Raw genomic sequence first — 14,891 nt, 5'->3', positions numbered from 1 at the left:
ACTGAGAAAATCAAGCGCTACCAGGCCAAGCGCTACGACATTCCGCTCGCTAGGTATTTCCCAATCCGTGACTAGGTAGAAGCCCCATTGCCTGTTTCGGCGAGCGTCTGCATGACTAGCCATGTCAGCCTGCCCTTCGCCAGCAGCTCAGGAGGACTGTATGCAACTAACGCCGAGAGAATTCGACAAGCTGCTTGTCTACATGGTGGCTGACGTTGCGCTGAAGCGACAAGCCAAAGGCCTGAAGCTGAACTACCCAGAGGCCGTAGCCGTCATCTCGGCGACCGCTCTCGATGGTGCCCGTGCAGGGAAGACAATCGAAGATGTGACCAATGAAGCACGCACCGTCCTGAGCAAGGCCGATGTGATGGATGGCGTCGCCGATCTCATTCCAATGGTTCAGATCGAGGCGGTATTTACCGACGGAAGCCGTTTGGTGACCGTACATACGCCGATCCAATGACAGCCTAGCAGGAGCTCAACATGGCTGGACCCAAGGCCGGTCCCAAGATTGCCGCCGATGTCGACCCGGCGACGGTCGATGTACCGATAGGTGGCTACATCTACGGCCCGTCTGCGATCTCGTTCGACGCAGATCGCCCCGTGACGACACTCAAGGTGCGCAACGCGGGAGACCGGCCGATACAGGTTGGATCGCACTTTCACTTCTTCGAAGTCAATCGCGCGCTGGAATTCGATCGCGCAGCCGCCTTCGGGCTGCACCTCAATATTCCTTCCTCGACGGCGACCAGATTCGAGCCCGGCGACGAGCGCGAGGTTGAGCTCGTTCCATATGGCGGCAAGCGTGCCGTCTATGGTTTTAACAATCTCGTCGACGGTCCTACCGCCGGCCCGGACGCCGCCACGGTCAAATCCGAGGCGGTGGCACAGGCGACGGGGCGCGGCTTCCGCTCCGTCAAGACGAAGGCCTGACACTCCTATTCTCGAGCGGGGGCGAACATGGCGACCATATCGCGACAAGAATATGTCGGCCTGTTCGGTCCGACGACCGGCGATCGCATCCGATTGGGTGATACAGGGCTATTCGTCGAGATCGAGCGCGATTTGCGCGGTGGATATGGCGACGAGATCGTTTTCGGCGGCGGCAAGAGCATGCGCGAAGGCATGGGTATGGACAATCAGGTGACGCGGGCGGGTGGCGCTCCCGACCTCGTGATTACCAACGTCACCGTGATCGACGCGGTGCTCGGCGTCGTGAAGGCGGATGTGGGCATCAAGGATGGCCGCATCTGTGCCATCGGCAAGTCCGGCAATCCGCAGATCATGGACCGTGTCACGCCCGGGCTCGAGATAGGTCTGGCCACCGACGCCATCTCGGGTTCGCATCTCATCCTGACAGCCGCCGGGATCGACACGCACATTCACTTCATTTCTCCGCAGCAGGCGCAGGCTGCACTCTCAAACGGCACGACGACGTTGATCGGCGGTGGCACGGGCCCTTCCGACGGCTCCAATGCGACGACGGTGACATCCGGTCCCGGCAACATCACCATGATGTTGCGCGCGTTCGAGGATTGGCCTCTCAACGTCGGCATCCTCGGCAAGGGTCACGGACACGGCAAGGCGGCCCTCATCGAACAGATCGAGGCGGGCGCAGTCGGCGTGAAGTGTCACGAAGACTGGGGCACCACTCCGGCGGTGCTGCGGTCCGCTCTGACCGTAGCCGACGAGACGGACACGCAGGTCTGCATTCATACCGATACCCTGAACGAATCCGGCTTCATCGACGACTCGATCGAGGCGTTCGAGGGACGGACGGTCCACTCGTTCCACACCGAGGGGTCCGGCGGCGGCCATGCGCCGGACATCATCAAGATCGCTGGCCTTCCCAACGTCCTGCCGTCTTCGACGAACCCCACGCTTCCCTACGGCATCAACTCGCAGGCGGAGCTCTACGACATGATCATGGTCTGTCACCACCTCAGTCCGGACATTCCGTCCGATGTGGCGTTCACGGAGAGCCGCATCAGGGCTGAGACCATCGCGGCGGAAAACGTTCTTCAGGATCTCGGGATTATCTCGATGTTCTCGAGCGACTCCCAAGCCATGGGCCGCATCGGGGAATGTTGGCTGCGTTGCATCCAGACCGCCGATGCAATGAAGACCGGCCGCGGCAAGCTTCCGGAGGACGCGCCCGGCAACGACAATTTCCGGGTGCTGCGCTACGTAGCGAAGATCACGATCAATCCCGCCATTGCACACGGCCTTAGCGAAGTGCTCGGCTCAGTGGAGGTCGGCAAGATCGCGGACCTCGTCCTGTGGGAGCCTGCTTTCTTCGGCGCAAAGCCCAAGATCGTGATCAAGAACGGCTTCATCAGCTGGGCGGTCATGGGCGATCCGAACGCGTCGCTCCCGACGCCCCAGCCCACCTATTATCGGGCCATGTTCGGAACCCAGGGTAGCGCGCTGGCGGAGAACTGCATCACGTTCGTCTCCGGCGCAGCGCACGCCGCCGGGATCAAGGAGCGGCTGGGACTCCGCAGGCAGGTGATGCCGGTGCGCAATGTACGCAATATCGGCAAGAGAAATATGGTCCGAAACACCGGCACGCCGAAGATCGAAGTCAGTCCGGAAACCTTTGCCGTGACAGTCGACGGCAAGCACGCGACCGTGCCCCCCCTAGAGACGGTGTCGTTGAACCAGAAATACTTCTTCAGTTGAGGCGCCTGGCATGATCCTGATCGATACAATCGTGGGCAGCATCGACGACCATGAATGGGCGGAGCGCTTGTCATCCGCCGATACCGACTTGCTCGAGATCGACCAATGGGAAGCGCAGAAGAGCCGCTTCCGCAAGACGACGGTCAAGGGTGTGCAAGTCGCAATCTCGATCGACCGCGGGACCCACATCCGCGATGGAGACGTCTTGCTTTGGGATGCCCATGCGCGCTCCGCGATCGTTGCGCGAATCGAGTTGCGTGACGTGATGATCGTGCATCTGGACGAACTGATGAGGCTTGCGCCGAAGCTGGTGATGCGGACATGCGTGGAACTGGGCCACGCAATGGGCAACCAGCATTGGCCCGCGCTTGTCAAGGACACGGTCGTCTATGTCCCGCTCACAGTCGACCGCAAGGTGATGGCGTCCGTCATGAACACGCACCGCTTCGAGGGACTCCGCTACGAGTTCGTACCCGGCCGGGATGTCATCCCCTATCTTGCTCCACATGAATCACGGCGGCTCTTCGGTGGAGCGGAAGGACCTGTGCATTCCCACACGCACGAGAGCTACGCTGGCATCGAGCCCGACGGTGGCCACGTTCACCGACATCCGCCAACGCGCCGCGATGTGGGCTCGGGAGATCCGACGCAAGCATCGCCTGCAAACGGCCGGTCCGCGCATGACCATCGCGAATGAGGGCGCCAAAGCAGCAGACAGCGCCGCATTTCTCTCGCGGATGTTGCAGTTCGGCGATTCAATGTTCCCCATCGGCGCATTCTCATTTTCTTCCGGAGTGGAATCCGCGATCCAGGAAGGCGTCGTCACCAATGCTGCTACGCTCCGCGCGTTCACACACACTGCGCTCGAGCAGGCGGCACGCAGCGACTGCATCGCGCTGATCGCCGCGCATCGCGCAGCAACGGCAAATGACGTTGACACGCTCTCCCGGATCGACGCGCAGGTCTACGCCCGCAAGCTTTCCGGAGAGGCGCGGTCGATGTCGGTTCGCATGGGCAAGAAGTTCACGGAGATGGGTGTGGAGGTGGTCGGCGCTCCGCTACTTCGCACGTGGCGTGAGCTCATTGAAGCGTCCGTGACTCCGGGCTGCTACCCAGTAGCGCTGGCGATCGGCTTTGCCGTTCAGTTTCTGCCCGCCAGCCAGGCGTTCGTCGTTCATCAGTACGGAGTTGCGACGACAATCCTCGGAGCGGCCCTAAGGCTGATGAGGGTCAGCCACATCGATACGCAGAAGATTCTCTACGAGCTCACCCGGAAGGCAGAAGAGGCATACCCCGCCGCCGCGGCAGCACGGCTTCCAGACATGGCCAGTTTTGCTCCGCTGACGGAAATCCTGGCCGCCGTCCACACCAGAGCGCACGTCCGGCTATTCATGAACTGACGAATGGAGCTCGGAATGTCGAAGAACATCACGCGCATCGGCATCGGCGGCCCGGTCGGGTCAGGGAAGACCGCGATCGTGGAAGCCATCACGCCCCGTCTGCTCGATCTCGGCATCAAAGTGCTCATCATCACGAATGACGTGGTCACGACCGAGGACGCCAAGCACGTCCAGCGCACGCTCAAGGGTATTTTGATCCAGGAGCGCATCCTCGGCGTCGAGACGGGGGCATGCCCGCATACTGCGGTCCGTGAAGACCCGAGTATGAACCTCGCGGCCGTCGAGGACATGGAGCGGCGCTTTCCGGACAGCGATGTGGTGCTGATCGAAAGTGGAGGCGATAATCTGACCCTGACATTCTCTCCGGCGCTGGTGGACTACTTCATCTACGTGATCGACGTCGCCGCGGGCGACAAGATACCACGAAAGAACGGTCCCGGCATCACGTACTCCGACGTCCTGGTCATCAACAAGACCGATCTTGCGCCCCACGTAGGGGCCAGCCTCGAGGTCATGAAGCGGGATTCGCAGTTGATGCGTGGCCTCAAGCCGTTTCTGTTCACGAACTGCAAGACGGGGGAAGGCATTCCCGAATTGGTCGCGCTGATCGAGCGGGAATTCTTGTTCGATGTCCAACGGCAGCTACGGCGTCCGGCATGATACCCGCGACCTTTCCCTGGGCCCGCGCCGAAGCCATCGCTGCATCGAGCCCGGAGTTTGCCCCGTTCCAGGACGAGCCGCCTCAGATGAGGAGCGGGGCGGTCGGCAAGACGGGCTTCCTGCGCCTGGGCCTGGAACACCGCTCTGGTCGAACTGTTCTGGCGAAGCTGGAACGGCGCGCGCCCTACATGGTGCAACGCGCGCTCTATTGCGACGAGGAAATGCCAGGTCTGGCCTGCCTTTTCCTGATCACGACGACGGGTTGCGTGCTGCAGGGAGACAGGCTCGCCCTCGACATCACCCTCGCTCCGCGGGCGCAGGCGCACATCACCTCGCAATCCGCGACCAAGATCCACGCGATGGACGCCAACTATGCGGCGCAAAGCCAGACCATCACGCTAGCCGATGATGCCTACCTGGAGTTTCTTCCAGATCCCGTGATCCCGCATCGGCATTCACGTTATCTCAGCGATACGCAGATCTTAGTGGCGCCTTCGGCTACGCTGCTTATGTCCGAGATCATTCAGCCCGGCCGCAAGCACCATCGTCCAGACGAATGCTTCGGCGCCACGATCCTGTCGATCGCGACGTCCGGCGCACGCCCCGATGGTCGTGTCCTGTTCGCGGAGAAGCTGGTCATCGAGCCGCAGCGGTATGCGATGCGGCAGACCGGCGTGATGGACGCCTTCGACGTGTTCGCCAACGTGATTCTGTGCGTCCCCAAGGACAAGGCCGAGCGGATCCACGAGCGGGCCGGCGCCGATGTGGACCTCGTGAACAACTTGGCGTTCGGCGCGTGTCGCCTGCCCAATGACGCCGGGCTGGTATTCAAGGTGCTGGGCCGCGAGACCGCACAAGTGAAGGCCAAGGTTCGCGAGTTTTGGGCAGTGGTCCGCGAGGAGATCATCGGGGCCGCACTACCTCCGCCGTATCTTTGGCGCTAGCGGGCACCGAGCGTTGATCGCCCATAGCAGTGATTGCACGTTCGAGGAGGCAGCAATGGAAAAGATCTTGGCAGGGTGGGAGAACCTCTGCGGATCCTCCGCCATGTTACGGTTCCTGGACATCAATTTACGCAGCATCGGGCAAGTTATGTTTCAGAACAACCCGCTGACCGGGATGCTCTTCCTTGCTGCAATTGTCTGGGGATCATATGCATCTGGCGCTCCACGAGTGGCAATTGCGGGTGTGGTCGCGGTCATCGCGGCAAACCTGACCGCAGAGCTGCTCCACGTCGATACCGACTCGCTCCATGCTGGACTCTATGGCTTCAACGGCATCCTCGTCGGCCTTGCGCTGGCGACGTTCTTGGCTCCCGGGCTGCTCCTTTGGGTGTATGTGGTACTGGGAGCGGCCGTATCCGTCGTCGTGATGCTGGGGACAACCAATGCCGTCAAGCCGTGGGGCGGCGCTCTCACATTTCCGTTCGTGCTCACAACTTGGCTTCTCTTGCTGGCCACATATGGATTTTCCGGCCTCGCGGGAGCAGCGCTGCCGACCGGCAGGGTTGTTACGGCATTCCAGGCCTACCAAGGAAGCCCGCTCCAGCTGATTGACCTTGTCCAAGGCGTGTTCCTCAGCATCTCGCAAGTCTTCCTGAAGGCTAGCAGCATCGCCGCGCTGCTCCTGTTTGCGGGGCTCGCCGTGAGCTCGCTCGCAGCCGCGGCCCTCGCTCTCGGGGGCGCGATCTTAGCCGTGCTGACGGCCCATCTTTTCGGCGCGGAGAGCGACCTGATCACCGGCGGCCTCCTCGGGTTCAGCCCGGTCCTGACTGCGATCGCACTTGGTACCGTCTTTTATCAGCCGAGTTGGCGCGTCGTGGTCTACACCGCCCTTGGCACGATGTTCACGGTCATCGTCCAGTCGGCCTTGAACGTTGCGCTGTCCCCGTTCGCCATTCCGGCCCTGACGGCACCTTTCGTCCTGGTGACTTGGCTCTTCCTGCTGCCGCGGCAACGCCTCGAGCCGGTATCCGCCGTAGTGCGCGATGTGGAAAAGCCTGCCTGATTTTCATGGGGCTGTGCGTGAGCAAGACAGCGACAGCTCCCTCATTGACCTCGGATCTATCGGAGTAGCTAATCATGGGACTCTTTGGGGTACTGCTCGGCTTAGCTCTCCTCATGTGGCTCGCCTACCGCGGGTGGAGTATCTTGCTGGTATCTCCGATCGCGGCGCTCATCGTCGCCATGTTCTCGGAGGAACCGCTGCTCGCTCACTGGACGCAGACCTTCATGCCAGGAGCGGGACGATTTGTGGCGCAATGGTTCCCACTGTTTCTGCTCGGCGGATTGTTCGGCAAGTTCATGGGCGACAGCGGCTCGGTCAGCGCGATCGCGCAGTATTTGACCAAGAAATTGGGAGCCAGCCACACGATGCTCGCGGTGGTGGCAGCCTCGGCGATCGTGACCTATGGCGGCGTGAGCGTGTTCGTCGCATTTTTCGTGCTGGCCCCTCTGGCTCACGAGATGTTTCGGGCCGCGAATCTGCCGCGCCGATTGATACCGGCAGCGGTCGGACTCGGTGCATTCACCTTCACTATGTCGGTGATGCCGGGAACCCCCTCGGTCAATAACGCGATTCCGATGCCATATTTCGGCACCACCACTTTTGCGGCACCCGGCCTGAGTCTCATCGCGTCGGCCATCATCATCGTTTTCGGCATGTGGTGGCTTGGCCGTGCCGAGGCTGCTGCCCGTAAAGCTGGCGAAGGCTACGCCGGCGAGGCAGTAACCGCGCCGGTCGTCAACGAGATGGTCCGCGAGCAAGCGGCGCCGGCGGGTGACTTCGATCCTGCCGAGTTGCAGCATGGCAAGCCGGCCGAGAGCGGGCCGCCCTTCGTCCTGGCCATACTGCCCATCGTCGTCGTTATCGTCACCAATTTCCTGATGGCGCTCGTCGTATTCCCGCGCCTCGATTTTTCGTACCTGTCCGAGCCTCGCTGGGGCGGTATTACGATCGGGGCAGTCTCCGGTGTCTGGTCAGTTTTGGTGGCTCTCGCGTTGGCAAATCTGACGGTCATGCTCATCAACTTTCGACGCTTGCCGTCCGTGCGCGAAACTCTCGACGCGGGTGCGAATTCTGCTGCCATGCCGATGCTGATGATCGCCAGTCTTGTCGGCTTCGGCGCGGTCGTTGCCGCAGTGCCGGCATTTGCGCTAGTCCGCGATGCGGTATTCTCGGTTCAGGGAGGACCACTGGTCTCATTGGCACTCTCCATGAATGTGCTGGCTGCCTTGACCGGTACTGCTTCGGGCGGCATGGCGATTGTGCTCAATGCATTTGGCGCTGACTTCATGCGCCTTGCCACTGATTATCATATCGATCCCGAGTTGATGCATCGCATAACGACGATGAGCGCCGGTACCCTGGACGCGCTGCCCCACAACGGCACGGTGTTGCTGCTACTGCAAATCAGCGGTCTTACTCACCGTGAGAGCTATCTGGACATGGTGATGACGGTCATCGTCAGCTGCATCATCGCGCTTGCCGCCGTCCTCGTCCTGGGGTCGATCTTCGGATCGTTTTGAGTCGCAGGGGTCGTCTTGGTCGGCGGTGGGCCCCCAATCGGCATCTGGCGCTCCGCGCCGCATGCTACGTATCAACGACAGTATCTGGAGGGCCCAGGATGGGAGCGGCCGCTGCGGGTGCGGTACCAGCACTGACTATGTCGCCAATTGCGCCTGAAACGGCTCTCCGTGCGGCGTGATTTTGTGCGAAGACCTCAGTATGAAATCGTTGTCGCAAGGTCGACTAGAAGGAGCCGGATCAGCACTCGCATCATGTTTCGCTCCTCGCCGATCACGTGCTTCAGAGCCCGACCAGCTTCTTGCGAATCGCATAGCGGACCAGCTCGGCCGTCGACGACATCCCCAGCTTGCGCATGACCGATGCGCGGTGCGTCTCAACCGTCTTCACGCGCACCTTCAGTATCGCACTGATGGATCTATTGGTGTGTCCCTCTGAAATGAGCTGAACCACGCTCTGCTCGCGCGAAGTGAGCAGCATGTCTGACCTGTTGTGCCTGTTAGACTGATAGTCATGAAGCAACTTCTCGAGGAGAACACCCGTAAAATATGGATTGCCATCCAGCAGCGCCTCTATCGCGGAGATCAAGTGCTTCCTTGCGTCGGACTTGAACAGGAAGCCGCGAACCCCGGCCAGAACCGCTTCCGTCAGCAGCTCCTCGCTTTCATGCATCGTCAGTATCAAGGGCTCTGCGCGCAAATGCATGGACTTGAGGCGACGGCTGACCTCCAGTCCGTTCATCATCGGCATCGAATAGTCGACGATCACGATGTCCGGGAGCGTCTCCAGTGCCAAAGCGATGGCTTCCTCGCCATTGGTCGCCTCCCCGCTGACGGTCCAGTCGGAGCGGGCCTCCACGATGGCGCGGAGCCCAGCGCGTACAACCTCGTGATCATCCGCAACCACGATACGTTTCACGGTGGTGTTCTCGTGTGCCGGCTTGCGGCCTATGGGCTTTGCGTAAGATTGCCCGCCGCTGATTCGTCGACGATATCGACGATCATTCAGTGCGTTATCCTAGAAAACCCTGATATCATCCGGCGGATACCCGATGGTCTCTGGTCCGTTCATCAATTGACCAGCGGGGACCGGACGCTATTTATCGCTGAGACGCGCCGGCTTGGTCCGCAGCTGCAGAGCCGTGGCCGATGCCGGAGGACCTTGCGAATTCGCCGAGGCAATACCGCCGCGGCGCAGGAACGCTCAGCCGTGACGCTTTTCGAGAACGTCCGCATCTTTGATGGGAAGAGCCAAGCGCTTTCCGCGCCATCGAACGTCCTCGCTCGAGGCAACATCATCGAGCGGATTGCAACCACCGACATTCCGGTCGATCGGCGTGCGGATACCCGCATCATTGCAGGCAGCGGACGCGTGCTGATGCCCGGCCTCAGCGACATGCATTGGCACGCGATGATGGTTCGTCCGACCCCCGCTCAGATGCTGGCGAACGACCTGGGCTATACCACGCTGCTGGCGGGCGCGGAGGCCACCGCCACGCTGATGCGCGGGTTTACGAGCGTCAGGGACATGGCGGTCCCGCCTTCGCGCTCAAGCGCGCGATCGATGAAGGTCTCCTTCCCGGCCCTCGCATCTATCCATCAGGCGCCGTAATCACGGTCACAGGCGGCCATGGGGACTTCCGTGGCGGTGGCAACGGGCACGCCGCTCGGTTGTGGCCATGTCTACGCACCAGAACACTATGTCGATGCGTGGGTTGCGGTAGCCGACATCCCAAATTGGTCTGCTGAAGCACTTACAAGACTTAAGACTCATCTCGGAAGTGCTGCGAGGGCCTCGCTCGGCGCCGGTGGCGACAATCCCTATGTCCACAGGGGAGGGCAATGGCTTGTCATTTAAGGCCTTGCCCCCCAGTGTTGCTACGCATTCGAACCGCGATCGAAGTCGGGCTTGTAGGCGCACCGGCGGACACATCGCCGAAAAGAACCTGCAGGAGGTATCAGGACGCGCAAATTCGGGGACACTGGATGAGTTGGCGATTCGGAAGATCTATTCAGCGCCATCCTCAAGGGTCATCGGTGTCAACCACAGCGCCGTCCGCATCATCAGCTCCAGTGACAAGGCTCGGCCCAAACGGCCAAGCCCGAACCCCGGTTCGCAAATGTTCAGGAAATGGTGCCCAGGGGCGGAATCGAACCACCGACACTGCGATTTTCAGTCGCATGCTCTACCAACTGAGCTACCTGGGCGTGCTCCAAGAGAGGGGCCAAAGCCCATCGAGCGGGCGGTTTATAGTGGGCTCGGGGCGGCCTGTCCACCCACGCTTCGCCTTTGGCTTCGCGGGGCACGGGCCGGCTGTGCACAAGGTGCGGCCGTCCTGCCATCGCCTACGCGCGGCGCGGCGCCCACAACTGTAATTGATTGATATTACTTAGCTATTCAACGTCATCCACCTCGTCGTCGCGACCGGGGATGACGTAGGAGCCTTTCAGCCAGCGGTTCAGATCGACGTCGCGGCAGCGCGAGGAGCAGAACGGGCGGGTAGCCTGCGCCTGCGGCTTGCCGCAGATCGGGCAAGTCTTGAGCGGGCCGGCTTGCTTTTTGACTTCGTCGTCCATGACGTCGGTGGCAGCTTACACGGGGTGAAGGAGTTCAAGCGCCTGTCGGCAGCCGGGTTCCCCCCGACGGCAACAGATGCGGTCCGCCTGTGTCCGGAGCGGCGATCCTGCTTTGCATGGGCCTGCCTTCGCGATTCTTGCTGGCGCGCCCACCGGCGCGGCGGCCGCATTCACACCGTGGTGGTGTTGAGCCAGCCGAAACGGATCGGAAAACCCTCACCGCCGAGCAGCGTCGTGGTCTCGTACAGCGGCAGGCCGACGACGTTGGTGTAGGACCCCACCATCTTCACCACGAACGAGCCGGCGATGCCCTGCACGGCGTAGCCGCCGGCTTTTCCGCGCCATTCGCCTGAACCGATATAGGCCTGGATGTCCTCCTCCGACAGACGCTTGAAGCGCACGCGGGTTTCGACGAGGCGCTGGCGGAACGCCTCGCGCGGCGTGACGAGGCAGATCGCGGTGTAGACGCGGTGGTTGCGGCCCGACAGCAGCCGCAGGCATTGCGCGGCTTCGTCGACCAGATTGGCCTTGGGCAGGATGCGCCGACCGACCGCCACCACGGTATCGGCGGCGAGGATGAAGGCGCCGCGCAGCTCGTCGTCCAGCTGCACCGATTTCAGCGCCGCATCGGCCTTGGCACGGGCGAGGCGGTTGGCGCAGGCACGCGGCAGCTCGCCCCGCTTGGGCGTCTCGTCGACATCGGCCGGCCGGAGCGCGTCGGGCTCGATGCCGGCCTGGTTGAGCAGCGACAGGCGACGCGGCGAACCGGAGGCAAGTACGAATTTGGGGCGGCCGAGCATCAGGTGATTTGCGGGATGAAGCGGAGGGGTGAATTGCGCGCGGAACCTATCGGAAGGGGGCTGATTTCACAACTGGGAACCGGAGGTTTGGTGATTCGAGGTGTCCGACATGCCTGTGCCTGCGCTCTGTGACGCGGGTGTTACGGAAGGTCTCGTGTCCCGGACCCGGCGCGGCAGGAGATGGGTCCTCGACTCTGCAGCACATCGTTGCACGCTGCGCTGCGCCGGGAGCACGAGATCACCCTGAGGCCGCGCCCGACTTGGCGAAGCGCCGGCGGATGCGCATCAGGAGCTGATCGCAGACCTCGCGGTAGGCAGCGAGCTTCTGGTCGCGGCTGCCTTCGATGGTGGTGGGATCCTGCGTCGGCCAGTATTCGACCTCGGCCGCGAGTGTCCGCGTCAGCTCCAGCGCCTTGTGATGTGCCTCGGGCGAGAGCGTGATGATAAGGTCGAAATTCAGCCCCTCCCAGTCCTCCAGCTCCTCGAAGGTCTGCGGCTTGTGGGCCGAGATGTCCTGGCCGAGCTCGGCCATCACGGAGACCGCGAATGGATCCAGCTCGCCCTTCCTGGTACCGGCCGACTTCACGTAGAGGCCCTGCGGAAACATGTGCAGCAACAGGCTCTCGGCCATCGGCGAGCGTACGCTGTTCATCGCACAGGCGAACAGCACCGATTGCGGATCGCGTGCGCGTGGCGGACCCGCCATCGCGACTAGACCCTATTGATAGAGGGCATGGTCTCGTCGGAAAACCGCTGCACACTTTTCCTGGCCATGAAGCCTGTTGTTTTGCGCACGATCCGATCCGAAAACCGGTGCCCACTTTTCAGGATCATGCGCCTAACCCTTCCAGTGCAGGACGGTGATCAGCGTGAATAGGCGGCGCGAGGTCTCGAAGTCGACCCGCACCTTGCCCTTCAGTCGCTCCTGGAGCGTGCGCGATCCCTCGTCGTGAATGCCGCGGCGGCCCATGTCGATCGCCTCGATCTTGTCGGGGGTCGCGGTGCGGATCGCCTGGTAGTAGCTGTCGCAGATCATGAAATAGTCCTTCACGATCCGCCGGAACGGCGTCAGCGACAACAGATGCGCGACGACAGGCGTGCCGTCCTCACGGCGGATGTCGAACATCAATCGGTTGCCGGTGATGCCGATATGCAGCGTGAACGGGCCCTTCCCCTCCGCGCCCTCGGGCGCGAATAAATTCTGCTCGATCAGATCGTAGATCGCGATCGCCCGCTCATGCTCGATATCCGGCCCGGAACGGCCGATCGACTCCTCGTCGAGCGTGACCGCGACGATGCGATTGGTCGAGTCGTCCTGTTCGGGCGGCTTTGTCATGACAGATTGAGGCGCAATCCAATCGAACGCGAATGGGCGTCCAACCCCTCCGCCTTGCCCAGCGTCATCGCGGCCGGACCCAGCGCACGCAATTGATCGGGTCCGCATTTCAGGATCGAGGTGCGCTTCATGAAGTCGTGCACCGAGAGCCCCGAGGAAAATCGCGCCGAGCGCGCCGTCGGCAGCACGTGATTGGAGCCGCCGACATAGTCGCCGATCGCCTCGGGCGTATGGGGCCCCAGGAACACCGCGCCGGCATTGCGGATCTTTGCGGCGAGCGCGTCGGGATCTGTGGTCATGATCTCGAGGTGCTCGGCAGCGATGGCGTCCGCGAGCGGGATCGCGTCGGCAAGAGTCTTCACCATGATGATGGCGCCGAAATCGGCCCAGGAGCTGCCTGCGATCGCCGCGCGGGGCAGCGTCTTCAACTGCGCCTCGACCGCCTTTTCGACGTCGGCGGCAAGGCGAGCGGAATCGGTGATCAGGATCGACTGCGCGCTGGCATCGTGCTCGGCCTGCGCCAATAGGTCGGCGGCGATCCAGTCGGCGTTGCCGGTATCGTCGGCAATCACCAGCACCTCCGAGGGGCCGGCGATCATGTCGATACCGACCTTGCCGAACACCAGCCGTTTTGCGGCGGCGACATAGGCGTTGCCTGGGCCGACGATCTTTGCCACCGGCGCGATCGTCGCGGTGCCGTGCGCGAGCGCGGCGACGGCCTGCGCGCCGCCGACACGGTAGATCTCGGTGACGCCACCGAGATGCGCGGCCGCCAGCACCAGCGGATTGAGCTTGCCGTCCGGCGAAGGCACCACCATCACGAGGCGCGAAACGCCGGCGACTTTCGCAGGCACCGCGTTCATCAGCACCGAGGACGGATAGGCCGCGGTGCCGCCGGGCACGTAGAGGCCGGCGGATTCGATCGCGGTGTAGCGCCAGCCGAGCTCGACGCCGAGCGGGTCGGTGAAGCGCTCGTCCTGCGGAAGCTGACGGCGATGATAAGTTTCGATGCGATCCCGCGCGAGCTTGAGTGCATCCAGCGTCGCGGCATCGCAGGCCTTCTCTGCGGCTTCGATCTCGGCGGCGGAGACGCGCAAGGAGGATGCATCCAGCGTCAGCCGGTCGAACTTTGCCGTGGCTTCGAGCAGGGCAGCATCGCCGCGCTTGGCCACGTCGTCGACGATCGCGCGCGCGGCGGCCTCGACATCGGCCGAAGCCTCGCGCTTGGCGGCGAGGAAGGCGGAGAATCGCTGGTCAAAATCGGCGCTGCTGCGGTCGAGGCGAACGGGCATGTTTCGCTTGGCTTCTGGCTGGTATTTTGGGGGCGGATCGGCGCACCGGGTCCCCTGCTCAATGGCGCGGCGGGGAAGCTGCGTCAACCCTCGGGAGATGCCGTTCCGGCGAGGGCCTCAGCCCATTCGGCTGGTATACCGGCCACTTCACCCCTCCCCCTCGATGCCCGTTCCCAGCGCGTCGTTCCCGAGGTCGGTCAGCTCGCATTCCAGGCACTCGACGTCGAGGCGGATGGCGCCGCCCTGGGCGAACAGAAGCAGGGCGCTGCCGCCGGGCTCCTCGTGGCGCCCGTCCTGGGGGTGAAATTCAATGCCGACAAGGTCCAGCACGTTGTCCGGCGCGGCGAGATCGATGTTGCGCGACTTGCAGGCGAGCACGCGGTCGAAACGGAGCGCCGCGACCAGCCGGCGTGGCTCGGTCTCGCCCTCCAGTGTCTGCTCCCAGTCCAGCCGGCTCATCCCGACCACAAGCCGCTTCTCGCCCTGCCGCCAGATGATGTCGGAGGTCTGCACTCGGGCGTCCTGGACATGGGTCGAGATCACGGCGAGGTCGTCGGCATCGAGCGCGATCAGTTTGAGCTGGGGCGACATTGCCGACGCTTCTCCTTTGGAGGGGACCG

16 protein-coding genes, 1 tRNA gene and 1 pseudogene are annotated in these 14,891 nt (G+C 62.7%); 10 read left to right on the top strand and 8 right to left on the bottom strand.

Annotated features, from left to right (window positions below):
- Positions 1-160: 160 nt before the first annotated feature.
- The 9 genes from ABIA42_RS36840 (at position 161) to ABIA42_RS36800 (ending at position 8,269) form a co-directional block, all read left to right on the top strand.
- The gene (locus ABIA42_RS36840) at positions 161-463 is read left to right on the top strand and encodes an urease subunit gamma (protein WP_035678625.1); all 303 of its coding nucleotides are present in this window, start codon (positions 161-163) and stop codon (positions 461-463) included.
- 20 nt (positions 464-483) lie between these two features.
- Entirely contained in the window at positions 484-933 is a 450-nt protein-coding gene (locus tag ABIA42_RS36835; protein WP_271527118.1) for an urease subunit beta, read from the top strand.
- Between the two features lie 27 nt (positions 934-960).
- Positions 961-2,682: an urease subunit alpha gene (locus ABIA42_RS36830; RefSeq protein ID WP_271527119.1), complete on the top strand. Its 1,722-nt coding sequence runs from the start codon at positions 961-963 to the stop codon at positions 2,680-2,682.
- A gap of 10 nt (positions 2,683-2,692) precedes the next feature.
- Positions 2,693-3,379 (top strand): urease accessory protein UreE, encoded by a 687-nt coding sequence (gene ureE / locus ABIA42_RS36825; protein ID WP_370116119.1) that lies wholly within the window; start codon positions 2,693-2,695, stop codon positions 3,377-3,379.
- Positions 3,363-4,082 carry an urease accessory protein UreF gene (locus ABIA42_RS36820; protein WP_370123716.1) on the top strand — a complete coding sequence of 240 codons (720 nt, stop codon included), beginning with the start codon at positions 3,363-3,365 and terminating at the stop codon, positions 4,080-4,082. The genes ureE and ABIA42_RS36820 overlap by 17 nt, the downstream gene beginning before the upstream one ends.
- A gap of 15 nt (positions 4,083-4,097) precedes the next feature.
- A complete protein-coding gene (gene ureG, locus ABIA42_RS36815; RefSeq protein ID WP_028180094.1) occupies positions 4,098-4,742 on the top strand; it encodes an urease accessory protein UreG in 645 nt (214 codons plus the stop codon).
- The gene (locus ABIA42_RS36810; RefSeq protein WP_271527123.1) at positions 4,739-5,686 is read left to right on the top strand and encodes an urease accessory protein UreD; all 948 of its coding nucleotides are present in this window, start codon (positions 4,739-4,741) and stop codon (positions 5,684-5,686) included. The genes ureG and ABIA42_RS36810 overlap by 4 nt, the downstream gene beginning before the upstream one ends.
- Positions 5,687-5,741: 55 nt before the next feature.
- Positions 5,742-6,749, top strand: a complete 1,008-nt coding sequence (yut, locus tag ABIA42_RS36805) for an urea transporter (protein ID WP_271527124.1) — start codon at positions 5,742-5,744, stop codon at positions 6,747-6,749.
- A 74-nt stretch (positions 6,750-6,823) separates the two neighbouring features.
- A complete protein-coding gene (locus ABIA42_RS36800; protein ID WP_370116122.1) occupies positions 6,824-8,269 on the top strand; it encodes a GntP family permease in 1,446 nt (481 codons plus the stop codon).
- A 280-nt stretch (positions 8,270-8,549) separates the two neighbouring features.
- Here ABIA42_RS36800 and ABIA42_RS36795 read toward each other — a convergent pair whose 3' ends face one another.
- Positions 8,550-9,185, bottom strand: coding sequence for a response regulator (locus ABIA42_RS36795; RefSeq protein ID WP_370116124.1), 636 nt, complete (start codon positions 9,183-9,185; stop codon positions 8,550-8,552).
- 243 nt (positions 9,186-9,428) lie between these two features.
- On the opposite strand from ABIA42_RS36795, the pseudogene ABIA42_RS36790 reads away from it, so the two are divergent.
- Positions 9,429-9,910 (top strand): annotated as a pseudogene (locus ABIA42_RS36790) (amidohydrolase family protein); the annotation flags it as partial.
- Positions 9,911-10,398: 488 nt separating this feature from the next.
- Here the strand turns inward: ABIA42_RS36790 and ABIA42_RS36785 are convergent.
- The 7 genes from ABIA42_RS36785 to ABIA42_RS36755 form a co-directional block, all read right to left on the bottom strand.
- Positions 10,399-10,474, bottom strand: a tRNA-Phe gene (locus ABIA42_RS36785).
- A 186-nt stretch (positions 10,475-10,660) separates the two neighbouring features.
- Positions 10,661-10,843, bottom strand: coding sequence for a DNA gyrase inhibitor YacG (yacG, locus tag ABIA42_RS36780; RefSeq protein ID WP_370116126.1), 183 nt, complete (start codon positions 10,841-10,843; stop codon positions 10,661-10,663).
- Positions 10,844-11,013: 170 nt separating this feature from the next.
- Positions 11,014-11,643 carry a Maf-like protein gene (locus ABIA42_RS36775; protein WP_194390142.1) on the bottom strand — a complete coding sequence of 210 codons (630 nt, stop codon included), beginning with the start codon at positions 11,641-11,643 and terminating at the stop codon, positions 11,014-11,016.
- 238 nt (positions 11,644-11,881) lie between these two features.
- The gene (locus tag ABIA42_RS36770) at positions 11,882-12,349 is read right to left on the bottom strand and encodes a low molecular weight phosphatase family protein (RefSeq protein WP_271527128.1); all 468 of its coding nucleotides are present in this window, start codon (positions 12,347-12,349) and stop codon (positions 11,882-11,884) included.
- A 132-nt stretch (positions 12,350-12,481) separates the two neighbouring features.
- Positions 12,482-12,979: a UPF0262 family protein gene (locus ABIA42_RS36765; RefSeq protein ID WP_271527129.1), complete on the bottom strand. Its 498-nt coding sequence runs from the start codon at positions 12,977-12,979 to the stop codon at positions 12,482-12,484.
- Complete coding sequence (gene hisD, locus ABIA42_RS36760; RefSeq protein WP_271527130.1) at positions 12,976-14,271, bottom strand: histidinol dehydrogenase; 1,296 nt, start codon at positions 14,269-14,271, stop codon at positions 12,976-12,978. The genes ABIA42_RS36765 and hisD overlap by 4 nt, the downstream gene beginning before the upstream one ends.
- A 147-nt stretch (positions 14,272-14,418) precedes the next feature.
- The gene (locus ABIA42_RS36755; RefSeq protein WP_271527131.1) at positions 14,419-14,862 is read right to left on the bottom strand and encodes a DUF2948 family protein; all 444 of its coding nucleotides are present in this window, start codon (positions 14,860-14,862) and stop codon (positions 14,419-14,421) included.
- Between the last annotated feature and the right edge of the window lie 29 nt (positions 14,863-14,891).

Origin of the sequence: Bradyrhizobium sp. USDA 327, assembly GCF_041262065.1 — a bacterium.
Taxonomy (GTDB): domain Bacteria; phylum Pseudomonadota; class Alphaproteobacteria; order Rhizobiales; family Xanthobacteraceae; genus Bradyrhizobium; species Bradyrhizobium liaoningense.
The sequence above is the reverse complement of the archived record's forward strand: the minus strand, read 5'-3'. Positions and strand labels throughout refer to the sequence as shown.